Here is a 23136-nt window from a genome sequence, read left to right as displayed (position 1 = left end):
GCCGCGCGGATCTGGCAAGTCTCAGATGCGACGGGTCATGAAAACGCTTTCCGGGTCGAGCACATATGTCCCGAAAGGCTCGGTATAGCAGAACCCGCATTTTTCATAGAGCGCGCGCGCCGCGGCGGAGCCATCCCGGCTGCCGGTTTCCAACCAGAGGCTTTGCCACCCCCGCTCCCCGGCGACCCGGATCACATGTTCGAGCAGTGCCGCGGCGACGCCCTGACCACGTGCCGCCTGCCCTACATGCATTGATTTGATCTCGCCCGCCGCTTCGCCGAGCGGTTGCAAGCCAATCATGCCCAGACAGTCGGGTCCGTGCCATGCCCCCCAAAGGTCCACGTCGCTGACGGCGTAATCATCCGGGGTCAGGTGGTGGTTGCTCTCTGCCGGGTAATGCGCATCGCCGTGGGCGTTGTGCGCCTCGATCAGACGGATGACGGCGGGAAGCGACGGATCGCTCTGCCGGATCTCGATCAGTGGGTCCATGCTCCGCGGCGCCCTGTCGCGAAGTTCTCGCCGTAACCGCCCGCGCGGATGTTGGGGCGGCGCTTCTTCGGCTCCTGCACGTCGGCGTCCAGCCCATGATCGCGGGCATAGTCCATCGCCGCCTCTTTGGTCACGAACCGCAGGCGCACCTGGCTCTGCATGTCGGAGGACGACGTCCACCCCATCAGTGGATCAACCTCGCGCGCGGAGGCGGGCGCAAACTCCAGCACCCAGGAGTGGGTCTTGGCGGTGCCCGACTGCATGGCAGTCTTGGCGGGCTGATAGATGCGTGCGCGCATGGCGATGGCTCCTCGATAGATGGTGCGATTATCCGGGATTTGACGCGCCGCAGCAAGATACCATTTATTTGCAATGCGCGACATCTCTGCGCAACGATGGACAGAAAGGGGCAGATTTGCGACAGTTTTGCCACCCGAACAGTCAAAGGATCACCAAATGACCCTGCGCCGTACGCTGGGGGCCATCGCGTTGGGCAGCGCAAGCCTGTGCGCCGCGCCGACCATCGCCTCACAACGCTGTACCGAAGATGCGATGATCGTCTTTGACGGATCGGGCTCCATGTCGGAGATGGGGTTCAACCTGCTGGATGAGCCACGCATCTTTGAGGCGCGGCGGGCGGTCCGTGAAGCAATGCCGCAGATCGCCGCCATGCGTCCGCTGGGGTTGCTGATCTACGGCCCGGGCAAAACCTTTGCCTGTGGCAACATAGATCTGCGCTTTGGTCCGCAGCCGGGGGCCGCCGGGCCCATTATCGACGCCGTCGAGACGCTGGAGCCCGCGGGCGAGACACCGCTGACCGAGGCTGTGGAGATGGCGGCGGAGGTGCTCGACTACCGCACGCGACCCGGTGCAATCGTCTTGCTGACCGATGGCAAGGAGACCTGCGGCGGCCGACCCTGCCAGCTGGCCGACCGGCTCGCGGTGGAGGCACTGGACCTGACGGTGCATGTGATCGGGTTCAAGGTGCGTGACGATCATTTCGCCTGGCCGGGGGCCGAGGAAGAAGCGGGGCAGAGCCGCGTGACCGTGGCGCGGTGTCTGGCCGATCAGACGGGTGGCAAATACGTCTCCGCCGAGACGCTGGATGAGCTGACAGAGGCCCTGCGCGAGACACTGGGCTGCCAGCTGATCGGGACAGGCGACGTGATCCACCCTCGGCGCGGCTGACAGTTTCTGTCAGCAGAGGCTCCGGAGCCCTTGAACCTGATCCGAAAGATGACAGGTTGGGAGAGACTGCCAAGGAGTGCGCCCATGCCCTATGCCCAGACCGATCAGTCGGATGCGACCGCCGTGATGGCGAACTCTGCCCCGGACGTGCGCGCCCGCCCGAAGCTGGAGGGCGGCAGGGCCTTTGTCATGGCCACGGACTTTGAGCCGGCGGGAGACCAGCCCACTGCCATCGTCGAGTTGAGCGAGGGGATCACCAGCGGCGAAAGGGATCAGGTCCTGCTGGGGGCCACCGGCACGGGCAAGACCTTTACCATGGCCAAGGTCATCGAGGAAACGCAGCGCCCCGCGATCATCCTCGCGCCCAACAAGACGCTCGCTGCGCAGCTTTATGGTGAATTCAAGGGGTTCTTCCCGGACAACGCGGTGGAATACTTCGTCAGCTACTACGACTACTACCAGCCCGAGGCCTATGTCGCCCGGTCGGATACCTACATCGAGAAAGAAAGCCAGATCAACGAGCAGATCGACCGGATGCGCCATTCGGCCACCCGGGCGCTGCTCGAACGCGACGATGTGATCATCGTGGCGTCGGTCTCCTGCATCTACGGCATCGGGTCGGTCGAGACTTACGGCGCCATGACGCAGGACCTCAAGGTCGGCAGCAGCTACGATCAGCGTCAGGTCATGGCGGATCTGGTGGCGCAGCAGTACCGCCGCAACGATCAGGCGTTTCAGCGCGGCTCTTTCCGGGTGCGCGGCGACAGTCTGGAGATCTTTCCAGCCCACCTTGAGGACCGCGCTTGGAAGCTGTCGTTCTTTGGCGAGGAACTGGAAGCCATTACCGAGTTCGACCCGCTGACCGGTGAAAAGACAGGCAGTTTCGACCAGATCCGTATCTACGCCAACAGCCACTACGTGACCCCCAAGCCAACGATGAACCAGGCCATCATCGGCATCAAGAAAGAGCTCAAGATCCGGCTGGATCAATTGGTGAACGATGGCAAGCTGCTGGAGGCGCAGCGTCTGGAGCAGCGCACGAACTTTGATCTGGAGATGCTGGAGGCCACCGGCGTCTGCAACGGGATCGAGAACTATTCGCGCTACCTGACGGGGCGCGCCCCGGGCGAGCCACCGCCCACGCTCTTTGAGTTCATCCCCGATCACGCCATTGTCTTTGCGGATGAAAGCCACGTCTCCGTCCCGCAGATCGGCGGCATGTACAAGGGCGACTACCGGCGCAAGTTCACGCTGGCCGAGCACGGCTTCCGGCTGCCGTCGTGCATGGACAACCGGCCCCTCAAGTTCGAGGAATGGGACGCCATGCGGCCACAGTCCGTGTTCGTCTCCGCCACCCCCGCCGCATGGGAGATCGAACAAACGGGCGGCGTTTTCACCGAGCAGGTCATTCGCCCGACCGGCCTGCTGGATCCGGAGGTGGAGATCCGTCCCGTCGAGATGCAGGTAGACGATCTGCTGGACGAAGTGCGCAAGGTCGCCGCGGATGGATACCGCACGCTGTGTACGACGCTGACCAAGCGCATGGCCGAGGATCTCACCGAATACATGCATGAACAGGGCATTCGCGTGCGCTACATGCACTCCGACATTGATACCATCGAACGGATCGAGATCCTGCGCGATCTGCGTCTGGGCGCCTTTGATGTGCTGATCGGGATCAACCTGCTGCGCGAGGGGCTCGATATCCCCGAATGTGGGCTGGTGGCAATTCTGGATGCGGACAAGGAAGGCTTTCTGCGGTCCGAGACCTCGCTCGTCCAGACGATCGGGCGCGCGGCGCGGAACGTGGACGGGCGGGTGATCATGTATGCCGACCGTATCACCGGCTCGATGGAGCGCGCGCTGGCCGAAACCAACCGCCGCCGCGCCAAGCAGATCGCCTATAACGAGGAGCACGGGATCACCCCCGCCACGGTCAAGAAGAATGTCGAGGATATCCTCGCAGGGCTCTACAAAGGCGATACGGATCAGAGCCGCGTCACCGCGAAGATCGACAAGCAGATGGCGGGCGGCAATCTGCAGGCCGTGCTCGACGGTCTGCGCGACGACATGCGCAAGGCCGCGGAGAACTTGGAGTTCGAGGAGGCCGCGCGCCTCCGCGACGAGGTCAAACGGCTGGAAGCGGTCGACCTCGCCGTCGCCGACGACCCCATGGCGCGCCAATACGCGGTGGAGAAGGCAGTGGACGACGCCCAGCAGGCATCAGGCCGCAGCACCATGGGCCGCGGCGGGATGCGTGGCGGGACGCGGAGGAAGCGGAAGGGGCGTTAGGACAAGAATACTTACATTTTACCAAACGATACTATATAGCCACGCCAAAGGAGCTCTGTCTTGCCAAGCCATAGCCCAGTAGCAATTGCGAACGAGTTTTTGACGCGTCGCGCCTCAGCGATGTGGCCCCAACAAATGTATCTCCAGAAATTGGTTTATATTTCAAATGGTTGGAATCTGGTGATCAACCGCGAGACATTGATCTCTGAACGTCCTCAAGCTTGGGATAACGGCCCAGTCTACGTCTCCCTTTGGCGTCATGTCAAAGACTGGGGCTATCAAGGTGTTCACTGCGAGTTGGTAAGCCCATTAAACGGCGAAATCATCCGGCCCAATCTGAATAAATCAGAGAAAGATATCATCGATCATGTCTGGGCGCGCTACGGGAACTATACGGCCGCTCAACTGTCCGACATGACACACGAACCGGGAACGCCTTGGACGAAGGCTTATGTTGGGCGAGGACGAAACTCTGAGTTAGACGACAATGAAGTTTTTGAACACTACACGAAATTGGCTCTAGCGGGCCGACAACAGCGCGCTCAAGCCGAAAGTGGCCGATAAGCAACCTGAAATCACTGTCGGCGATATCGACAGCGCACCAACACGACTGCCAGAAGCGGAAGACAAAACCTACTCGTCAGACGATTTTGATAAACTGCTTAATCGCGTCGATGAGTTGGCAACAGATAATCAAGAGCTTCGGGACCTGAATGGCACCCTACGTAACCGGAAAGAGGCGGCAGAAGAACTCAACAAGCTCATTGGACCATATGCATCAAAGGCTTTCTACTTCATGTGCTGCTATAGCACGGTTGTAGGCGCCTTCGTGTTTGCCAGCGGAGCTACTTTCTGGGGCCTAGATGGCTTCAAACTGGATACGTCAGTTCTTGAGTTTCTTGTCGGAAGCACGGCGGTAACGGTAGTGAGTCTCGTCGGGATGGTTTTGACAGGGATATTCGTTGGTGCACGCAAGTAGTGCCCTGAAGTAGCAAGATGCGCCGGGCCGGGTTTTGTGCTACTATTCCGGCATTTCAAACCAAACCCTTTTCAACCTGCGAGTATTTATGACCCAATTTGCCTTCGGTTACACCTTTGCCCTCTTCACCGCGCTCATCGTCATTATCGGCGATTTCGCCATCAAGACCGCTGCCGACGCGGGCCACGCGATCACCTCGACCTATGTGGCCATAGGCGTGGCGCTCTATGCGCTTTCCGCGCTCTTCTGGTTCTATGCCATGCAGCACGTCACCCTCGCGCAGGCAGGTGTGGCCTATTCCATGCTCACGCTCATCGCCCTCGCCCTCATCGGCGCGCTCTGGTTTGGCGAGACGCTCCACGCGCGCGAATATGCGGGCCTCGGCTGTGCGCTGCTCTCCATGCTGCTGATGAGCCGCCTCGCCTAGACATCAAATAGCCTAGGGAAGAAACCGCCACCCTTCTTCTTGCAATGGGCATCCCGGTCGCCGGAGCTGCGTGTTTGCGGCCATAGAGACGGCCGACGGGTCAGAACCCTTTTGAGGATCGTGCGCACGCCTGCTAGGACGGTCTTGCGCGAGCGATCAGTAAAAGGGGCGGCAATGAAAGACGGCGAGACAGCGACGCATGGCGGCAAGCTCCTGATTGACTGCCTGCAGGCGCAGGGCGTCGAGCGGGTCTTTTGCATTCCCGGAGAGAGCTTTCTGGCAGCACTCGACGCTCTTCATGACGCCGCCATCGATGTGGTCGTCGCGCGGCAGGAAGGCGGGGCGGCGATGATGGCCGAGGCGGCAGGCAAGCTGACGGGCAGGCCCGGCGTCGCCTTTGTGACCCGCGGACCCGGGGCGACCAATGCCAGTGCGGGCGTGCATGTGGCGTTTCAGGATTCGACGCCGATGGTGCTCTTCGTCGGTCAGGTCGCTAGCGACCAGCGCGACCGCGAAGCGTTTCAGGAAGTCGATTACCGCGCGATGTTCGGCCCGCTGGCAAAATGGGTGGCCGAAATCGACCGCGCCGACCGCATTCCGGAATACGTCTCCCATGCCTTTCACATCGCCCAGACCGGACGACCCGGCCCGGTGGTCCTGGCCCTGCCCGAAGACATGCTGTCGGGCCCGGCGGATGCCACGCCCGTGCCTGCCGCGACCTTGCCGGCGGGCTATGCCAGCACCCATGACATCGACGCCATCATGGGCGCGCTCTCCGACGCTCAACAGCCGCTGGTGATCGTGGGTGGCGGCGGCTGGGACGCACAGGCCGCGCGGGACCTTGCGCAGTTTGCCGGGCAGATGGGGCTGCCGGTGGGGGCCTCTTTCCGCTGTCAGGACTATCTCGATAACCGCTGTCTCAACTACGTCGGCGACGTGGGCATCGGGATCAACCCGGATCTGGCCGACCGGGTGCGCCGGGCAGATGTGGTCCTGTGCCTCGGCGCGCGACTGGGCGAGATGACGACCTCGGGCTATACGCTGCTGAGCGCACCGGTGCCCGCACAGCGGCTAATCCATGTCTACCCCGACCCCTCGGAGATTGGGCGCGTTTACCGGCCCGAAATCGCCGTTGTGGCCAGTCCTGCACGAGTGGTCCACCAGCTTGCAGCACGTCCCGAACGCCGGGACGGCGGGTCGCGACTGGCGGAGGCACGCCGGTCCTATGAAGCCTGGCAAGTGCCGGAGCACACGCACGGGCCTTTGCGGATGGAGAACGTCATCACCCATCTCAACGCCGCGCTGCCCGACGATGCGATCCTGACCAATGGTGCGGGCAATTACTCCGCGTGGCTGCACCGCTACTACCGATATCGCAGCTGGCGCACGCAGCTGACGCCGACCTCCGGCTCCATGGGCTACGGTCTGCCTGCCGCGATCTCGGCCAAGCTGCACCACCCCGAACGGGACGTCATCTGCCTCGCGGGCGATGGCTGTTTCCAGATGGTCAGCCAGGAATTCGGAACCGCCTGCCAGTACGGGGCCCGTGTAGTAGTGATCCTTGCGGACAATGGCATGTACGGCACGATCCGCATGCATCAGCAACGGCACTACCCGCGGCGCAAATCCGGTACCGACATCCGCAATCCGGATTTCAAGGCACTTGCCGAAGCCTATGGCGGCTTCGGCGCGGTCGTGGAAAGAGACAGTGATTTCCCGGCAGCCCTCTCAGCGGCGCGCACGGCCGGAACCGCCGCCATCATCCATCTGAAACTGGATCCAAGAGCGCTCTCCCCCAGGATAACGCTGGAGGATGGCTGAGCGTCCGAGCGCAGTGAGTCTGCTCAAAAATCAAAGATATCTTCGAGAAAGCTGCCGCGCTTTTTCTTGCGGTACCCACCCCGGTCGTCATAGCCCCGGGATTGCGGTGGTGGCGGGGGCGGCGCCGAGGCACTGCGGTCGATAATCTTGTCGAGCTCTCCGCGGTCCAGCCACACGCCGCGGCACTCGGGGCAATAGTCAATCTCGACCCCGCTGCGATCGGTAATCACAAGCGGCGTTCCGTCTAAGGGGCATTTCATCGGGCGTCTCCGTTGTTGATGCTTGTTAAGGCAAGATATAGGTGCGCAGGCCTGTCTTTTCACCCGCAACAGGCTGCGGTCTCGTCAGGTCGTGATTTCGCTTTAGGTTAGCATAATGCGGTTAATGATCTTTGCTCTTCTCATGACGACATCGACGGCACAGGCGTGGGAATTCACCCCCGGTCTGCCCTGTCGGCTGAACCATGACGCCGGTCAGGTGCAGATCGAATTGACCTATGATCCCACGCAACCGCTTTATTCCATCAGCCTGACGCTGGACCGTGCCTGGCCACAGGCACCGCGCTTTGACATGGCCTTTGGCGGCGGCGCGGCACTGGCCATCGCAACCGACCGTCACCGGCTCAGCCCGGACGGGCGAACGCTGACGGTGACGGACCAGGGGTTTGGAAATGTGCTGGACGGGTTGCAGTTCAACACCCGGGTAACCGCCGGATCCGGTGTGGAGATTGTGGAGTTTCCGCTGATTGATGCTGCCGAGCCCGTGGCCGCCTTCCGCCGATGTGAAGTGCCCGCCGGGGCCTGAGGCTGTCTTTAAAGCATCCCACCTTAAATCCGATACATCCCGCTTTGATCAGAGCACCCGCGCGACAGGCACTGTTGCGCCATCCTTTGGGCCGGCGCTTCAGTCTAAACCTTTGGTATCTCAGGTTTAGGATTGAGTGCTTTCGGGCACCTTCCGCATCGCCTAACGCGGCGTAACCTTTTCTTAACGCCAGTTAACCATGATGCCGGTCGGGAGACTAATATGATGCACGCGGGCGTCCTGGCGCTGATCATGATGGTGACGACCGCCGGGGCTGCGCAGGCGGGTCCCTGGTTGCGTGAGGAAAAAACCGGTTTTCTATCGACCACGGGCGGTGTCACCCAAAACAACGACATGAGCGGATCGCTCTATGCGGAGTACGGTCTGACCGCGGCAACGACGATTGGCGCATCGGTTTTCTATGGCATCGACCGGACGTTGCAACAGGCGGGATCGGCCATCGTCTTTCTGCGCAGAGCGCTGAGCGCGCCCGACGCCACGCAGAAATGGGCCTGGCATCTGGGCTTCGGTGCGCGATCACAAAACTACACTGTCACCCCGGCGGTCGAAGCGGGGCTGTCCTGGGGCCGTGGCATCCAGGTAGGCGAACGATACGGCTGGGCCGTGATTGACGGCAGCGTCAATGTTCCCCGCTCACCGCTGGAGACGCGCATCAAGCTGGATGGCACCATCGGGCTTGGGTTCACCGACAGGTTCAAGGGCATGGCGCAGGTCTTTCTGACCCATGAGGATGGCGAAGTTTTCGGCAAATTCGCCCCCTCGCTGCTCTTCACCCCGCGCGAGAGCAAACAGACCTTTCAGCTGTCCGTTGAATTTCCCTTCATGGGCGGCGGTGATGCGGAGATCAAGATCGGGCTCTGGCGGGAATTCTGACGCTTTGGCCCGAGACCCGGGCACACCAGCGGGACCCGACAGAGTGCATATTTGCGCGCCATGGACTACCACCGGGCTTGCAAAATGATCTGAAGCTCAGGCACTTAACTCGGCGGCATCAAGGATCTGCACCCCGTTGATCCGCCAGCCTTCCGCCGTCTCCAGCATCCGGTAGTCGAGCAGATGGCGGCGTCCCTGCTGATCGGTGATCATCACCCGTTGCCACAGGCTGCCGTCGCGTTCGCTCAGCTCCAGATAGCGGACATCGCCCGGGCGCCAGACCATCGGATAGCCATTGGTGACCATGCGTTCGAAGTTCTCGGGCGTCTGGAACAACCGCTGCAGATTCGGGCTGGCGTATTCAAAGGCGGCGGCAAAGTCATCGGACTGAAACGCCTCCAGCTGCTGCGAGATGGTGGCCTGAATATCCGCCTCCTGCGCCTGTGCGGGAATCATAAGACCCAGCCAGATCACGCACCCCAGAATAATGTCCCGCATGTTGCATCCTCCCTGATCTCCCAGGAAGGATAAGGCCCCCGCGGCCTACGGCAAGGGATCACCCCTCGGACACCAGCCCGCCTGCAAGCGCCTGATCGATCAGCGCCACGGTTTCCGCGACCCCGTAGAGCGCAATGAACCCGCCGAACCGTGGCCCCTGGCTGGCACCCAGCAGCACCTCGTAAAGCGCGGAGAACCAGCTGCGCAGCGGGTCGAACCGCTCGCGCCCGCAGGCATATACGATGGATTGCAATGCCTCGTCATCCAGCGGCCCGTCGTAGGCAGCCAACTGGTCCCGCAAGTCCGCCAGCGCCTCGCGTTCCAGATCGCTGGGCAGCCGGTAGACCCGCGTCGGTTTCACAAAGTCGTTGTAGTAGCGCACCGCGAAACCGGCCGCGGCATCCATATCCGGGTTGTTTTCGGGGTTGGTGTCCGGCGCGTAGCGCTGGATGAAACCCCACAGCTGCGCCTTGTCCTCGGCACTCGACACGGCTGCGAGGTTCAGCAACATGGAAAACGGAACCACCATGTTGGACGCGGGCACGTCGCCCCCGTGAATATGCCAGACCGGATTGTTGAGCCGCTGGGCGGTGTCCTGCGTCTGGTAGGCACGCAATTGCTGGTGGTATTCATCGACCGCCTTCGGGATCACGTCGAAATACATGCGCTTGGCCGTTTTCGGCTTGAGATACATGAAGTAGGACAGGCTCTCGGTGCTGGCATAGGTCAGCCATTCATCAATCGAGATGCCGTTGCCGGAGGATTTGGAGATCTTCTGCCCCTTGTCGTCCAGAAAGAGCTCGTAGCTGAAGATCTCGGGCGCCTTCCCGCCCAGCAAGCGACAGATCTTGGAGTAGATCGCCGTATTCGTCGCGTGCTCCTTGCCGTACATCTCGAAATCCACGCCGAGTGCTGCCCAGCGGGCCCCGAAATCGGGCTTCCACTGCAGTTTCACGTGACCGCCGGTGACCGGCAGGGTCATCTCCTCACCCTCTTCGGTATCGAAGGTGATGGTCCCCGCCTCCGCATCCACCGACTTCATCGGCACATACATCACGCGACCGCTCTCGGGGTGGATGGGCAGGAAGATCGAATAGGTCTGACGCCGCTCCTCCCGCAGGGATTTCAGCATGACGTCCATGATAGCATCATAATTCCGCGCTGCCCGCAGCAGCGTGTCGTCAAACTGGCCTGTCCTGTAGAACTCCGTGGCCGAGATAAAGTCGTACTCGAAGCCGAAGGTGTCCAGAAAACGCCGCAACATGGCGTTGTTATGCGCGCCAAAGCTGTCGTGGGTGCCGAAGGGGTCGGGCACGGATGTCAGCGGGCGTTGCAGATGCTCGGCCAGTTGGTCGGGGTTGGGAACGTTCCCCGGCACCTTGCGCATGCCATCCAGGTCGTCCGAAAAGCAGATCAGCCGCGTCGGGATGTCGGAGAGCGCCTGAAAGGCACGCATCACCATGGTCGTGCGCGCGACCTCGCCAAAGGTGCCGATATGGGGCAAGCCGCTGGGGCCATAGCCCGTCTCGAACAGGACATATCCCTTTTCGGGAGGTGCCTTTTCGTAGCGTTTGAGAATGCGGCGTGCTTCCTCGAAGGGCCAAGCCTTGCTGGTCATCGCGGCGTCACGTATCTGGGACATATCTCACCTGAACACTCTCGCCCGCGCACCCCATGTGGCGGGTCCGACCGTCCCTATTGCCTTGCCGTGCGGGCGTCAATAATCTGGCCCCCTCAGCTCCTCAACGAAAGATCACTCTACCGTGCCAGATGATGCGCCCCACTCCTTTACGCCGCAGGACAGTCTCGTGGCTCTCATGGTAGCGGTTTCCGCCTCGGATGAGGACATTCGCACTGCTGAACTGGTGAAAATCCAGACCTCCGTGCAATTGCTGCCGATTTTCTCGGACTATGACGAAGACCGGCTGACCACCGTCAGTCAGGCGGTCTTCGATCTGTTCGAGCAGGAGGATGGGCTCGATGCGCTCTTTGGCCTCATCCGCGAGGGGCTGCCGGAAAGGCTTTTTGAGACCGGTTATGCGCTGGCCTGCGATGTGGCCGCCGCGGACGGCACGCTGGAAGAGGCTGAATTGCGGCTGCTCGAAGAGATTCGCTATGAGCTCAATCTGGACCGGCTTCATGCCGCGGCGATCGAACGCGGCGCGCGCGCACGGCATCTGACCTGAAGGTCGGTTCGGGTGTAAAGTTGCTCTGGCGTTGATCATTTGGATTGCTGAGCGGGAAATGGGCTCAGTTTATGAGTGCTGCCCGCGGACAGTTAGACCACGAACCGGGCGCAGCATCATTGGCGCACCACGGCCCGAAGATCCGGTCCATCGCCGTCCTCAGCCCACAGGTATAAGCCTCAGCAGTTGACAGAAAACTATCCCTGTCGTGTGCCAAAGCAGTCCGATCGGTTCCGATGCAGACCGCAGAGACTGACGTTTATCAGCGTATGGCAGATCCGATCAGGATCTTGTTTTGACAGAAGATTATCCGACACGAGGCTCAAACCGGACAACCCATACATCAATTCAGCGACCGTCGGTGACGCGATGCCCCATCCAGCCAGTCCCGGGGTATCTCTGGTTGTAGTCATCGTTAAAAGTCGCTGACCCGGGGCATCGTCATTGTGTCAGCATAAGGTCAAATTCCAAACCTCGGTTTGGCGCTCTCGCGCCACTGTGCGGTTGACCACAGGCGGCTTGGTCGGATGTCCGTTGTCCGAAGCACTCGGACGCCGACAAGTGAATTCCACAATCGGGCACACCCTGGACCCAGGTCGGGACATTCACCGGATGTCCTGCTCGCGATCACCGCGGACCACACCAGCCATCGGGTCGTTTAGCGGAGGAACCGATGGGTTGGCGTCGGGCAATGCTGCTGGTGAGGGCTTATCCTGACCTGAGTAGATCAGCGTCCCGCAGCGTCAACGGTGGCGGGTTGCAGGTCGCGTCGATGTGATCCGCCTCCAGCACCGCGTCGGGTCCGGGCAGCGCAACACTGAAGAGCCAACCCTGCACATCGTCGCATCCCAGATCTCGTACCAGCTGCCATTCTTCCTCGGTCTCGACACCCTCGGCGGTAACCTTCAAATCCAGCCCTTTTGCCAGGCTGACCACACCACAGAGCATCTTTTGTTTCTCGGTACTGAGATGGGCGTTGGAGACAAACATGCGGTCGATCTTCAGCTTGTCGAAAGGCAGCCGGTTCAGATATCCAAGCGAAGAATACCCCGTCCCGAAATCATCGAGAGCCAGCTGGACGCCGCGCGCTTTCAGCCTGTTCAGGATCCCCTCAAGCCGGCCGATGTTCTCTGCCGCAAAGACCGTTTCGGTCAGTTCGATGCACAAAAGATGAGGATCGAGGCCGGATGACCGCAGCGCACTATCAATGACTTTTTCCAGATCGCCGTGCCAGACCTGAGCCGCCGAGACGTTGACCGACACCGTGCGTCGCGGCAGGCCCTGGGCGACCCACCTTTGGGCCTCCGCACAGGCGGCATGCAGCACAAAGGAGCCCAGATCCGCAATCAGATGCGAGCTTTCGGCAATGGGGATGAACTCCGACGGAGGGATGAAACCGCCGTCGTTCTTGGGGAGTCTCAAAAGCGCCTCGAACCCGTTGACCGTGCCGGTTTCGGAATCCACGATTGCCTGGTAATGCGCTTCGAACCTTTTCTCGTCGAGCGCCGAACGAATCTCGGCACTCAGATTCATCCGGGTCCCGAGCGCCACACTGAGCGAGGCGTCATAGTAGGAGTGTCTGCCACGGCCCTGCTCTTTGGAAGCGTAAAGCGCGAGATCGGCGAACCTCAACAACTCGTCTGGCTCGCTGGAATCCACCGGAACGACGGCGATACCGATACTGGCATTCGTCTGGACCGATCCAAGAGACAGCGACGCGGGAACGCTCATGCTCTCCACAATGGCATTGCCAAGCTGGTCTAGCTCTTGTCTGGTGACGCCACCCTCCACGACGATCGCGAATTCATCCCCCCCCAGCCGCGCCACGAAAGCTGTGTTCGGCACGACCTTGGACAGACGGTGGCCGACAATGCCGAGCAGCTGGTCACCTGCCTGGTGACCAAGCGTGTCGTTGACTTCCTTGAAATGATCAAGGTCGATCAGCAGCAATGCGGCTTGCGGATCGTCGCCACTGGCAGCTGCGCAAACCCTTTTGAGCTCCCGCGAAAACAGCGTGCGATTGGCAAGCCCCGTGAGGTTGTCATAGTAAGCGAGTTTCTCCAGTTCGCGTGCTGCCCGACGCTCTTTCGTGACATCCTGGAGTGTGCCGAACAGCGCAAATGGCGCGCCGGCCTCGTCGCGTTCCAACTTGGTGCGGATGTGGAGATCAATGACCGATCCGTCCGCGCGGCGCAGCTTCAGCGTGTCGGACTTTTGCGCACCTGTCTCGATAACGCTTTGCTGCAAGGCCTCAAGACGGCGGCGGCTCTCTTCCATGTAGAAACTGCGAATATTCTCTAGTGTGGGCTCGAAGGTGTTGGCATCCAGCTTCATGATCTCATACGCCCGTTCGTCCAGTTCGACCCGCTCGCCATCCAGGCAAAACCGCCAGGTTGCCAGATTGCCCAGGCGCTGCGCTTCCATCAGGTCGGCGGACTTGCGTTCGATCACCCGGTAACTGTCCTTCAGGGCGCGATCTGCCGTCGCTTGGGCCGTGTTATCCTGAATCACACCGACGACACCGGTTATCTGACCGTTGTCGTCTCGCTCGGCCTCCATATGGACCAGCATGTCAATGATCTCGCCGTTGGGACGTCTGAATTGCGACCGTGATACGGCAGGCTCACCGGTCTCCAGGACCCGCTTGAAGGCCAGGTGCTGGGCATTGTTCTCGACGTCTTCGTCCTCTTTCACCACATCACCTGCCTGAACCAGCGAGAGAGGGTGAAACCCTTCTTGCACCTCCATCCCCCAAAGCTCGATAAGCTCCTTGGACAGCCAGATCGGATCTGCTTCGGGGTTGATGGCGCGCCAGTGACCCATTCGGGAAATCTTGAGCGATTGCGACAGCAGGTTAGCGCGCTCATCCAGCTGTGCGCTTATTTTCGCAACGGCCTTTGCGGCATCGCGGGTCAGCGGGCGAAAAATGAAGACGCCCACCAGCACCACAAGCGCCAGCGAGATCGCAACCCAGATACCGTGTATCTTGATGGCGCGCATCATCTCCGCCTCAGCCGCAGCCGCGTGCAAAAAAGCGGCGTGTTCCAAGGCGACCAGCAGAAAATTCTCCGCCTGAACCCGCTCCATCGCGACGATTTGCCGGCTCATGTCCGGGTCTTCCAGAAAACTCTCGTAGAAATCCAGAAAATCGGAAACTTCGCGGTTCAAATGTCGCCGGTCGCGCGCGTAATGATCCATCAGCGCTTCGGTCATCTGCGCGGGCGGTGCCACGTCCGGCCGACCGTTGAGCAAAAAGTCATGTCCTGCGCGCATGTCATCAACGGTCTCGCGGATCGCCACCAATACGCGCCCTTTGCTGTAGCTGTTGGTCTCTGTGGCGACCCGGTCAGGCAGCAGGACGAGACGTTGCGCCAGTAGAGGTTGGTCAGACGCGATGCTGATGACCTCACTCTGCTGGCGATTGAGCTCCAGCACCTTGTTGACTTGGAACGCACCAAGCGCAATCGCCCCTGCGACCAGCATCATCGCGCACATGTAACGCAGGGTGTAGCGCCAGATGAGCGTGCGTTCTATCACGGAAGGCTGATCCAAAGGTGGTCCCGTTTCCATCAGGCGATATAGCAGAGCATCCAATTAGCAAACGAGACCTAAGGAACCTCTAAAAAACCGCATTCCCGCGGGTCTTCGCCTCAAAAAGAGACATCGCAGTTAATGGTTTATGACCCAGTCAGGTCTTCCATCAGGGTGGGGCAGGCGTTCTTTCCACCATAACATGCCGAGATCTGGTGGCATGTGCCGTGCGCATGCTCCTAAGTCATCGAATTGCTCGGGTGGGCTTACCTGCCGGACCGAACCACGTGCCTGATCCGCAAACCTCTCTTTTGGAAAACCCCATATCCGGTGGCCGTTGCGTAGAGAGCAGAGCCCACAGCGTCGCCGCTCAAGGCCTTCGCGTCATCTTCGTGCCCGCAAAAACGGCACTATCCTGGACCGACCGCCGCGTTCTCCATAGCAAGGGCCGGTGATACAAAAACGCGATTGCAGCCCGCTTTGAAAAGGACCAAGGTCGACGCGCAGCAAAAGGCCGCGCCTCCCCCTCGCGCACCCATTGCACCAATGATCCCGGGGCAAAGATCTTGACACACATACTGGTAACTGGAGGGGCGGGCTACATCGGCTCGCACGCCTGCAAAGCACTCAAGACCGCGGGATTCACCCCGGTGACATTCGACAATCTTGTCACGGGCTGGAAAGACTCTGTGAAATTCGGGCCGTTCTTTCAGGGCGATCTTCTGGACCGCGCAGCGCTGGACGAAGCCTTTGCCACGTACCAACCCGCCGCCGTGATGCATTTTGCCGCCCTCAGCCAAGTGGGTGAGAGCATTCATGACCCCGGCCGCTACTGGCGTAACAACTTTCAGGGATCGCTCACCCTGCTGGAAGCTGCGGTGGCCGCCGGGTGTGACCAGTTCGTCTTTTCCTCGACCTGTGCCACCTACGGCGAGCAGGACAACGTGGTACTGGACGAGACCAGCGCACAGCAACCGATCAACGCCTATGGTGCATCAAAACTGGCCACCGAGCATGCCTTGCGCAATTTCGAGACAGCGCACGGGCTCCGGCATGTGATCTTTCGCTATTTCAACGTGGCCGGTGCCGATCCCGATGGCGACATAGGCGAGTTCCACCAGCCCGAGACACATTTGATCCCCCTGATGCTCGACGCGATTTCGGGCAAGCGCGACGCGCTGACGATCTATGGCACCGACTATGAGACGCCCGATGGTACCTGCATCCGCGACTACGTGCATGTCTGTGATCTGGTGGATGCGCATGTTGCTGGACTGCAATGGCTGCTCGACGGCAAGCCGAGCGAGGTTTTCAATCTGGGGACGGGCAGCGGCTTTTCGGTGCGCGAGGTGATCAACCACAGCCGTCGCGTCACCAATGCGGAGGTGCCGGTCACAACCGGTACGCGCCGCGCTGGCGACTGTACCAAACTGGTGTCGGGCTCTACCCGGGCCAACAGTGAGCTTGGCTGGCGTCCTGACCGCTCGACGCTGGATACGATGATCGCTGATGCGTGGCAGTGGCACAAGACAGGCCATTACACCGAATAGACCGGTTCTGCTGTTTCCGGACGGAAATGCCCGGCGTTAGACACGAGACATAAACCAATAGGCCCTATCCTGCCGCCAACGCGGATTGAGGATGGACCAATTTGGCACAGAAAGACGCATTGGGTTTGCCGGAGTTGCAGGCCGCGCGGGCGGCAGGTACGCGGCTTTTGTGGGCCGTTTTCCTTTTCAGCGTCTTTGTGAACCTGCTGATGCTGACGGGTCCGCTCTTCATGCTGCAGGTCTATGACCGCGTACTCGGCTCCAGATCCGAAGAGACACTGGCAGCGTTGTTCTTGCTGGTTGGCGTCCTCTACGCGCTCATGGGGACATTGGACTATGCGCGTGGGCGGGTGCTGGCCCGTTTCGGTGCACGGTTTCAGTCCACCCTCGACGACCGTGTGTTCGACGCCGTGCTGAGGCGCGCCATTCTGCCGCGCGAGCGGGGCGCACCGGCCAGTGGCCTGCGGGATCTCGAAACGGTTCAGGGTCTGTTTACCTCGCCACTGATGCTGGCGCTTTTTGATGTCCCCTGGACCCCCCTTTTCATCGGGGCGATCTTTATCTTTCACCCCTGGCTGGGGTGGATGGCCCTGCTCGGCATGGTGATCCTGATTGCCATTACCCTACTCAATAACTGGCTGACCCAACCCAAGACGATGGAAGCGCAAAGCCGATCCGCCCAGGCCGACGGATTCGCCGAACAGGTTCGCCGCTCGGCCGAGGTGGTGCGCGCCCAGGGCATGGGCACAGCCGTCTCAAGCCGCTGGCACGGCATGCGCGACAGAGCGCTTGAGCAGACCGTGAAATCGAGTGACTGGACAGGGCTTTTTACCGCAACGACGAAATCGTTCCGGCTCTTTCTGCAGTCTGCGATGCTGGCCGTGGGCGCGTATCTGGTCCTACAGGCCGAGATGACAGCCGGGGCGATGATTGCCGGATCGATCCTGTTGGGCCGGGGTCTCGCCCCGATCGAGCAGTCGCTGAGCCATTGGCCCATGGTGCAGCGTGCGCGCGGCGCCTGGTCGGATCTGGCCGCTCTGCTGGCCAAGACGGCGCCCGAGGATGACACCCACGCCCTGCCCAAGCCGGAGGCAACTGTCACCTTCAAAGGAGTCAGTGTAGTCCCGCACGGCGGATCGGCCCCAACCCTGTCCAGCGTCTCCTTTTCACTGGCGGCAGGCGAAGTGCTGGGCGTCATCGGCAAGAGTGGGTCCGGCAAATCCACTCTCGCCAAGAGCATTCTGGGCCTCACTCATACCGCAGCTGGCGAGGTCCGTTTTGGCGGCGCGACCCTGGATCAGTACAGCGCAGATGCCCTGGGCGCCTACATCGGCTATCTGCCCCAGAACGTTGTGCTGTTCTCCGGCACCATCGCGGAGAACATCGCGCGCATGGCAATGCAGCCCGACGAACAGGGCGTAGTTGATGCGGCCAAGCGTGCCAATGCGCATGAGATGATCCTGTCGCTACCAGAGGGCTATAAAACCCTGATCCAGAGCGATGACAGCCAGCTTTCCGGCGGGCAGAAACAACGCATTGCACTGGCGCGCGCGTTCTATGGCGACCCGGTTCTTCTGGTTCTGGACGAGCCGAACTCCGCGCTGGACAATGACGGATCGGTCGCCCTGAACCGCGCAGTGCGGGAATTCAAAACCTCGGGCAAATCGGTCGTCATCCTGACCCACCGACCGACGGCGATCTCGGAATGCGATCGGCTACTCGTTGTCGAAAACGGCCGGATCCTGGCGGATGGCCCCCGGGACGAGGTGCTGAAATCCATGGTGAGCAATGTGCGCGACATCAAACAATCCCTCGCCAAGGCGTCCCAATCATGACGCCCCCGATGTGGAAAGCCTCCGGCCCGCTGATCACCGGCGGTCTCGCACTTTTCGTATTGATCGGTGTGCTCGGTGCCTGGAGCGTGCAGGCGCGGATTGCGGGCGCCATCATCGCATCTGGCATGATCGAGGTCGAATCAAACCGGCAGGTCCTGCAACACCCCCAGGGCGGTGTTGTCGGCGAAATTTTGGTCACGGATGGCGACGTGGTTGCCGCAGGTGATGTGGTGCTGCGGTTTGACGATACGCAACTGCGTTCAGAACTCGCGATCATAGAAGGTCAGCTTTTCGAGCTGCTGGCACGCAAGCTGCGCCTTCAGGCGGAGCGGGACGGGCTCGAGCGCTTGCCAGACCCCGATGCGCTGCTTGAGCAGGTCAAAAACGATCCGGGCGTTCAGGCCCTGATTGACGGGCAAAGGCGGCTCTTTGAAACACGCGCCGTGACGCTCCGGCAACGCGGGGAACAGATCGCGGAGCAGGTCGCCCAGGCCGAGAACCAGATCACCGGATCAAAGGCGCAGCTTGCGGCGCTTGAGACGCAACTGACCCTGATCGAGCGTGAATTGACCGATAATCAGGGGCTCTTTGACAAAGGCCTGGTCCCGGCCTCACGCGTGTCTTCCCTGCAACGGGAACAGGCCCGCCTGTTGGGTGAAATCGGCAGCCTGACCGCCGGTATCGCGCAACTCCGAGGACAGATCGCCGGGCTCAATATCGAACGGATCTCGTTGACCACGCGGCTGCAAGAAGAGGCGATTACGACCCTGCGTGACCTGCAGTTTCAGGAAGTGGAGCTCTATCAACGCCGCCTGAGCACGATGGAAACCCTGTCGCGAACCGTGCTGCGCGCGCCGGTCAGCGGCGTCATCTACGATTCGCGTATCTTCGCGGTACAATCGGTGGTCTCGCCCGCCGAACCCATCATGTTCATCATACCGCAGGATCAGCCCATGATTGTCTCTGCCCGGGTCGACCCGATCCACGTGGACCAGGTGCACGTGGGTCAACAGGCCTCCCTCCGGTTCGCCGCTCTCGATCAACGAATGACGCCGGAGGTCTTCGGGCATGTGACCAATCTGTCGGCGGATGTCTTTGTCGATCAGACCACAGGAGCGTCGTATTATCAGGTCGAGCTGATACCCGACGCAGGTGAAATGGAAAAACTCGGCGGCCAAACCCTTCTCCCTGGCATGCCTGTGGACGCTTTCATCAAAACTGCAGCCAGGTCACCTCTCACATATCTCACCCAACCACTGACCGATTATTTCACGCGCGCTTTTCGTGAAAGCTGACCTATCGCACCAGGTTTTTTGGCGGTTCAGGGCAATCCGTGAGAGGACCCAGGATCTGCGCCAGCCCATCCGGCGCGCGGTGCCAGCAAGCGCCACCCAATCACATTTTGAATGTGCTCACCTGCAGATCCGTCCGTAGGCAGTGGAAACTGGCTATGGTCAGAACAGGCCCTCGCTCAAAAAGCCTGTGACAATAATCAAAGCAGGTGGGGACATTTCGCGTACGTTCGACACGCACAATACAGGTTGGCGAGGGGCGAACCCTTTGCACCCGCATTTCGTTAGACAGCCGCGCTTTCAAATCTGGTTTGGCCACTTTTTTCCACGGCGCTGCGAGATGTCGACCTACATTGCAAGAGAATCAATCCTAACCTTCAGCCAAAAAAATTCCCTGCCCAATTGCCGCCGATGCACCGCCTGCCAATCCGCGTTCTGCGATGCAGACTGCAAAATCCGGTCTGGATGATCTTTTGCGCACTTGTATTGCCATACGACAGTTCCGTGCACAGCGCGGTCGACACCTGCCTTACTTCTCCACATCAGAACACAGATTTGCCCTACCACCAATCAACGTGGAGCGGTCGAACAAGCGGCATGGTTCTTACCGTGAAGGAGGAGCGGGATGGATCAATACAGATCTTCCCCACGTATCTCGCCGAAAACGAAGCTCGGATACCGACTGGAAAACCCGCGTTCCAGCGGGGCTGGGGCTGAGACACGTGCATGCCAGCGGGCTGGTCGCATCACTTGGCTATGATGAAGAAGAGAGTTTCAAAAGCCCATCGCACCACAGCATCACCGTTTGATTCTATCTGTGGTGACCTGATCGGGATCTTGCGCAAGACCTTCCAAATCAGGCGGTGCCGCGGACTGATGACAAAATCTGGAATGCCCGAAAAACGCGGCGCAATGCGTTCGAAACCCGGCCAGACACCGCTCTGCCTACTCAAACCAGAACAATCATGCCTCACGCGGTTGGCGCACCGGAAATTATGACGACAATCGGCGCCATCCCGTTCACGGCCCCTGCCCGATCGGTCTTCGTCACAGAGGAGCATCCCCCCGATCCATCATAAGAACGAGGTTCGTTTGACTATCTGAAAGGAGGACATTGCAATGAGGCTTCGGGCCCCCGCTATGATGAGTGCGCGCGCAGCCGGACGTGATTGACCGTCGACGCGCATCGACGCCGGTCTGACTGCAGGCACGTCATGTTCTTGGACGTGATGGGGCCCAACGGGTGCCGCCGTCCCGCAACACCACACTCAGCTTCGCTGTTCAGGCGACGGACAGCTGTACCCTACAACCGACAGGCTGCGTGGCAAAGATCACCTTGCTGGTACCAGCGGAGCGGACCCTCAGGATCTTTTTGAGCCGCACGGTCCCAGCACCCCGGACCCGTTCTGTCAGGCCGCGCACGGCTGTCAGACGACGACTGAAGGCGGTGAGACCTGATCGGAGCAGCGACGGTATCAGAAGGAGACAGATTTGACCGGGTTAGGAGGCAGATCCCGCGCTGAACTGCCGGTCATAGAGGCTGCGGAAAACGCCGTTCAGCGCCAGTAGCTCCGACTGGGTGCCGCGCTCTGCAACCTTGCCATCCTGAATGACCACAATGGTATCCGCGCTCAGAATGGTCGACAGACGGTGCGCGATAACGATCGTGGTGCGGCCTTTGGACACTTTCTGGAGCGCCTCATTCACCAGATATTCGGATTCGGTATCCAGCGCGCTCGTCGCCTCATCCATGATCAGGATGGGGCTATCGCGCAGGATCGCACGGGCTATGGCGACGCGCTGGCGCTGCCCACCGGAGAGGTTGCCACCGTTCTCACCCACGTCTGTATCGTATTGTCCCGGCATGTTTTCGATGAACTCATGGGCGTTCGCAGCCTTGGCCGCCGCGATGATCGCGGCATCGGTGGCGTTCTCTGCACCCATGGCGATGTTCTGTTTGACCGATCCCGCAAAAAGAAACGTCTCCTGCCCGACAAAGGCGATCTTGTCGCGCAGCGAGGCGAATGTCGCATCGCGCAGGTCAAACCCGTCGATCTCGATCCGGCCCTCGACCGGATCATAGAGCCGCAGAATAAGGTTGATCAGCGTTGATTTCCCGCCCCCGGACGGCCCGACCAGCGCCGTTGTCTTGCCAGCCTCGAACGTCGCGTCGAGGCCGCGCAGCAGCGGCGCTTTGCCCTCATAGTTGAAGCTCACACCCTTGAAATCGACCTGTCCCGGGCCATCAGGCAGAGCACGCGCGGTCTCACGCTCCCGGACGGCGATGGGGGTGTCGAGGATCTGGTACATCAGACCGACACCGACCAGACCCGCCTCGATGTTGACGCGCATGCGCGCCAGCCGCTTGGCCGGGTCGTAGGCCATCAACAGCGCGGTCACAAAGGACATCAGCTCTCCCGGCGAGGTGCTGGTATCGCCAAAGATATTGACCGTGCTCAACGCGACGACCGAGGCAATGGCAAACCCGGACAACGTCTCCATCAGGGGGCTGGTCGCACCCGACAGCCGCGCAACCGCGTTGGAGCGGTTCTCGACCGTGCTGACGGCGGCATTCATGCGCGAGGCCATTCGTTTCTCCAGCGCAAAGGCCTTGACCACGCGGATCCCGGTGGAGGTTTCCTGCACGACTTTGATGATCTCGGCCGATGACGCCATCGTCGCCTCGACAATGCTTTGCACCCGTTTGAGAATTTGCCGTACGCCAAGGATCGCCAGCGGCCCGAAGATCAGCGAGAAAAGCGACAGCGTGGGCTGCTGATAGACCATGACCACGATCAGACCGACCAGCGTTAGCAAATCCCGCACGAAGCCCATGATCAGCGTATCGATGACCTGCCGCGCCGCCTGCGCCGAGGTCGTCACCCGCATCAGGATATTGGAGGACTCGAACGTGTTGAAAAAGGCCACGCCGTGTTCCAGCAGCCGATCGTAGAGCCGCCGCTGCTGGTCCGCGACAATGCGGTTACCAGCCCGGCTGAGAGCCACGACCTGTATGTAGCTGGCGATACCCTTGATGGTGAAAATCGCGGCAACCGCACCGGCCACGGCGAAAACCTGCCAGCGGTCGCCTGTTTGCACCATAGAATCGATGATGTCCTTCATGATCCAGGCGGTCAGCGCGGTCATCACCGCGATCACGATCATGGCAAGCATCGCCACCCCATAGGTGCCGGTCTGCGCCCTGAGGTTCTCTCGCAACAACCGCTTGATCATCGCAGTGTTGAGGTTCGCCTTGGCGCTTTTTTTCATGGCGAGATCATCCGGCACTGCATAAGGCACCACTACCTAGGGAGGATCGCAGCCCCTGTAAAGGTTTGCGCACCTCGTAT

20 protein-coding genes are annotated in these 23136 nt (G+C 60.7%); 13 read left to right on the top strand and 7 right to left on the bottom strand.

Annotated features, from left to right (window positions below):
* Nucleotides 1-21: 21 nt before the first annotated feature.
* Both Q1A53_RS08755 and Q1A53_RS08750 read right to left on the bottom strand, forming a co-directional pair.
* Nucleotides 22-489 carry a GNAT family N-acetyltransferase gene (locus Q1A53_RS08755; RefSeq protein WP_299965212.1) on the bottom strand — a complete coding sequence of 156 codons (468 nt, stop codon included), beginning with the start codon at nucleotides 487-489 and terminating at the stop codon, nucleotides 22-24.
* Nucleotides 477-788: an ETC complex I subunit gene (locus tag Q1A53_RS08750; RefSeq protein ID WP_299965210.1), complete on the bottom strand. Its 312-nt coding sequence runs from the start codon at nucleotides 786-788 to the stop codon at nucleotides 477-479. Before Q1A53_RS08750 ends, Q1A53_RS08755 begins: the two co-directional genes overlap by 13 nt.
* 157 nt (nucleotides 789-945) lie before the next feature.
* Between Q1A53_RS08750 and Q1A53_RS08745 the strand changes: the two genes are divergently transcribed.
* The 6 genes from Q1A53_RS08745 to Q1A53_RS08720 all read left to right on the top strand — a co-directional run bounded on the left by Q1A53_RS08745 (nucleotide 946) and on the right by Q1A53_RS08720 (nucleotide 7196).
* On the top strand, nucleotides 946-1677 hold the full coding sequence (locus Q1A53_RS08745) for a VWA domain-containing protein (protein WP_299965209.1): 732 nt from the start codon (nucleotides 946-948) through the stop codon (nucleotides 1675-1677).
* Between the two features lie 84 nt (nucleotides 1678-1761).
* A complete protein-coding gene (gene uvrB, locus Q1A53_RS08740) occupies nucleotides 1762-3969 on the top strand; it encodes an excinuclease ABC subunit UvrB (RefSeq protein WP_299965207.1) in 2208 nt (735 codons plus the stop codon).
* A gap of 135 nt (nucleotides 3970-4104) precedes the next feature.
* On the top strand, nucleotides 4105-4533 hold the full coding sequence (locus Q1A53_RS08735; protein ID WP_299965205.1) for a Panacea domain-containing protein: 429 nt from the start codon (nucleotides 4105-4107) through the stop codon (nucleotides 4531-4533).
* Nucleotides 4523-4948 (top strand): hypothetical protein, encoded by a 426-nt coding sequence (locus Q1A53_RS08730; RefSeq protein WP_299965203.1) that lies wholly within the window; start codon nucleotides 4523-4525, stop codon nucleotides 4946-4948. Before Q1A53_RS08735 ends, Q1A53_RS08730 begins: the two co-directional genes overlap by 11 nt.
* A gap of 88 nt (nucleotides 4949-5036) precedes the next feature.
* The gene (locus Q1A53_RS08725) at nucleotides 5037-5375 is read left to right on the top strand and encodes an EamA family transporter (RefSeq protein ID WP_299965201.1); all 339 of its coding nucleotides are present in this window, start codon (nucleotides 5037-5039) and stop codon (nucleotides 5373-5375) included.
* Between the two features lie 174 nt (nucleotides 5376-5549).
* A complete protein-coding gene (locus Q1A53_RS08720; protein ID WP_299965199.1) occupies nucleotides 5550-7196 on the top strand; it encodes a thiamine pyrophosphate-binding protein in 1647 nt (548 codons plus the stop codon).
* 23 nt (nucleotides 7197-7219) lie between these two features.
* On the opposite strand, the gene Q1A53_RS08715 is transcribed toward Q1A53_RS08720, so the two are convergent.
* Nucleotides 7220-7456: a zf-TFIIB domain-containing protein gene (locus Q1A53_RS08715; RefSeq protein ID WP_299965197.1), complete on the bottom strand. Its 237-nt coding sequence runs from the start codon at nucleotides 7454-7456 to the stop codon at nucleotides 7220-7222.
* Nucleotides 7457-7598: 142 nt separating this feature from the next.
* Between Q1A53_RS08715 and Q1A53_RS08710 the strand changes: the two genes are divergently transcribed.
* On the top strand, nucleotides 7599-8000 hold the full coding sequence (locus Q1A53_RS08710; protein WP_299965195.1) for a hypothetical protein: 402 nt from the start codon (nucleotides 7599-7601) through the stop codon (nucleotides 7998-8000).
* Nucleotides 8001-8222: 222 nt separating this feature from the next.
* A complete protein-coding gene (locus Q1A53_RS08705) occupies nucleotides 8223-8894 on the top strand; it encodes a hypothetical protein (protein ID WP_299965193.1) in 672 nt (223 codons plus the stop codon).
* Between the two features lie 96 nt (nucleotides 8895-8990).
* Here the strand turns inward: Q1A53_RS08705 and Q1A53_RS08700 are convergent, their stop codons facing one another.
* Nucleotides 8991-9392 (bottom strand): DUF4864 domain-containing protein, encoded by a 402-nt coding sequence (locus tag Q1A53_RS08700; RefSeq protein ID WP_299965191.1) that lies wholly within the window; start codon nucleotides 9390-9392, stop codon nucleotides 8991-8993.
* A gap of 58 nt (nucleotides 9393-9450) precedes the next feature.
* Nucleotides 9451-11034 carry a lysine--tRNA ligase gene (locus tag Q1A53_RS08695; RefSeq protein ID WP_299965189.1) on the bottom strand — a complete coding sequence of 528 codons (1584 nt, stop codon included), beginning with the start codon at nucleotides 11032-11034 and terminating at the stop codon, nucleotides 9451-9453.
* A gap of 121 nt (nucleotides 11035-11155) precedes the next feature.
* On the opposite strand from Q1A53_RS08695, the gene Q1A53_RS08690 reads away from it, so the two are divergent.
* Nucleotides 11156-11578 carry a tellurite resistance TerB family protein gene (locus Q1A53_RS08690; protein ID WP_299965187.1) on the top strand — a complete coding sequence of 141 codons (423 nt, stop codon included), beginning with the start codon at nucleotides 11156-11158 and terminating at the stop codon, nucleotides 11576-11578.
* Between the two features lie 708 nt (nucleotides 11579-12286).
* On the opposite strand, the gene Q1A53_RS08685 is transcribed toward Q1A53_RS08690, so the two are convergent.
* Nucleotides 12287-15115, bottom strand: a complete 2829-nt coding sequence (locus Q1A53_RS08685; RefSeq protein WP_299965185.1) for a bifunctional diguanylate cyclase/phosphodiesterase — start codon at nucleotides 15113-15115, stop codon at nucleotides 12287-12289.
* Between the two features lie 560 nt (nucleotides 15116-15675).
* Between Q1A53_RS08685 and galE the strand changes: the two genes are divergently transcribed.
* From galE to Q1A53_RS08665, 4 genes are all read left to right on the top strand, one after another.
* Nucleotides 15676-16659, top strand: coding sequence for a UDP-glucose 4-epimerase GalE (gene galE / locus Q1A53_RS08680; RefSeq protein WP_299965183.1), 984 nt, complete (start codon nucleotides 15676-15678; stop codon nucleotides 16657-16659).
* Between the two features lie 101 nt (nucleotides 16660-16760).
* Nucleotides 16761-18494: a type I secretion system permease/ATPase gene (locus Q1A53_RS08675; RefSeq protein WP_299965181.1), complete on the top strand. Its 1734-nt coding sequence runs from the start codon at nucleotides 16761-16763 to the stop codon at nucleotides 18492-18494.
* Entirely contained in the window at nucleotides 18491-19789 is a 1299-nt protein-coding gene (locus tag Q1A53_RS08670; protein WP_299965179.1) for an HlyD family type I secretion periplasmic adaptor subunit, read from the top strand. The genes Q1A53_RS08675 and Q1A53_RS08670 overlap by 4 nt, the downstream gene beginning before the upstream one ends.
* Nucleotides 19790-20226: 437 nt before the next feature.
* Nucleotides 20227-20595, top strand: a complete 369-nt coding sequence (locus tag Q1A53_RS08665; RefSeq protein WP_299965177.1) for a hypothetical protein — start codon at nucleotides 20227-20229, stop codon at nucleotides 20593-20595.
* Nucleotides 20596-21286: 691 nt separating this feature from the next.
* Here the strand turns inward: Q1A53_RS08665 and Q1A53_RS08660 are convergent.
* The gene (locus Q1A53_RS08660) at nucleotides 21287-23056 is read right to left on the bottom strand and encodes an ABC transporter ATP-binding protein (protein WP_299965175.1); all 1770 of its coding nucleotides are present in this window, start codon (nucleotides 23054-23056) and stop codon (nucleotides 21287-21289) included.
* Nucleotides 23057-23136 lie beyond the last annotated feature (80 nt).

Source organism: uncultured Roseobacter sp. (assembly GCF_947496515.1).
In the GTDB taxonomy this organism is placed as follows: Bacteria; Pseudomonadota; Alphaproteobacteria; order Rhodobacterales; family Rhodobacteraceae; genus Roseobacter.
The sequence above is the reverse complement of the archived record's forward strand: the minus strand, read 5'-3'. Positions and strand labels throughout refer to the sequence as shown.

Bases quoted from the DNA above. Each gene is read 5' to 3' on its own strand.
- Q1A53_RS08755 (WP_299965212.1), bottom strand. From the start codon at position 489: ATGGACCCACTGATCGAGATCCGGCAGAGCGATCCGTCGCTTCCCGCC.
- Q1A53_RS08750 (WP_299965210.1), bottom strand. From the start codon at position 788: ATGCGCGCACGCATCTATCAGCCCGCCAAGACTGCCATGCAGTCGGGC.
- Q1A53_RS08745 (WP_299965209.1), top strand. From the start codon at position 946: ATGACCCTGCGCCGTACGCTGGGGGCCATCGCGTTGGGCAGCGCAAGC.
- uvrB (WP_299965207.1), top strand. From the start codon at position 1,762: ATGCCCTATGCCCAGACCGATCAGTCGGATGCGACCGCCGTGATGGCG.
- Q1A53_RS08735 (WP_299965205.1), top strand. From the start codon at position 4,105: ATGTATCTCCAGAAATTGGTTTATATTTCAAATGGTTGGAATCTGGTG.
- Q1A53_RS08725 (WP_299965201.1), top strand. From the start codon at position 5,037: ATGACCCAATTTGCCTTCGGTTACACCTTTGCCCTCTTCACCGCGCTC.
- Q1A53_RS08720 (WP_299965199.1), top strand. From the start codon at position 5,550: ATGAAAGACGGCGAGACAGCGACGCATGGCGGCAAGCTCCTGATTGAC.
- Q1A53_RS08715 (WP_299965197.1), bottom strand. From the start codon at position 7,456: ATGAAATGCCCCTTAGACGGAACGCCGCTTGTGATTACCGATCGCAGC.
- Q1A53_RS08710 (WP_299965195.1), top strand. From the start codon at position 7,599: ATGACGACATCGACGGCACAGGCGTGGGAATTCACCCCCGGTCTGCCC.
- Q1A53_RS08705 (WP_299965193.1), top strand. From the start codon at position 8,223: ATGATGCACGCGGGCGTCCTGGCGCTGATCATGATGGTGACGACCGCC.
- Q1A53_RS08700 (WP_299965191.1), bottom strand. From the start codon at position 9,392: ATGCGGGACATTATTCTGGGGTGCGTGATCTGGCTGGGTCTTATGATT.
- Q1A53_RS08695 (WP_299965189.1), bottom strand. From the start codon at position 11,034: ATGTCCCAGATACGTGACGCCGCGATGACCAGCAAGGCTTGGCCCTTC.
- Q1A53_RS08670 (WP_299965179.1), top strand. From the start codon at position 18,491: ATGACGCCCCCGATGTGGAAAGCCTCCGGCCCGCTGATCACCGGCGGT.
- Q1A53_RS08665 (WP_299965177.1), top strand. From the start codon at position 20,227: ATGCAGACTGCAAAATCCGGTCTGGATGATCTTTTGCGCACTTGTATT.
- Q1A53_RS08660 (WP_299965175.1), bottom strand. From the start codon at position 23,056: ATGAAAAAAAGCGCCAAGGCGAACCTCAACACTGCGATGATCAAGCGG.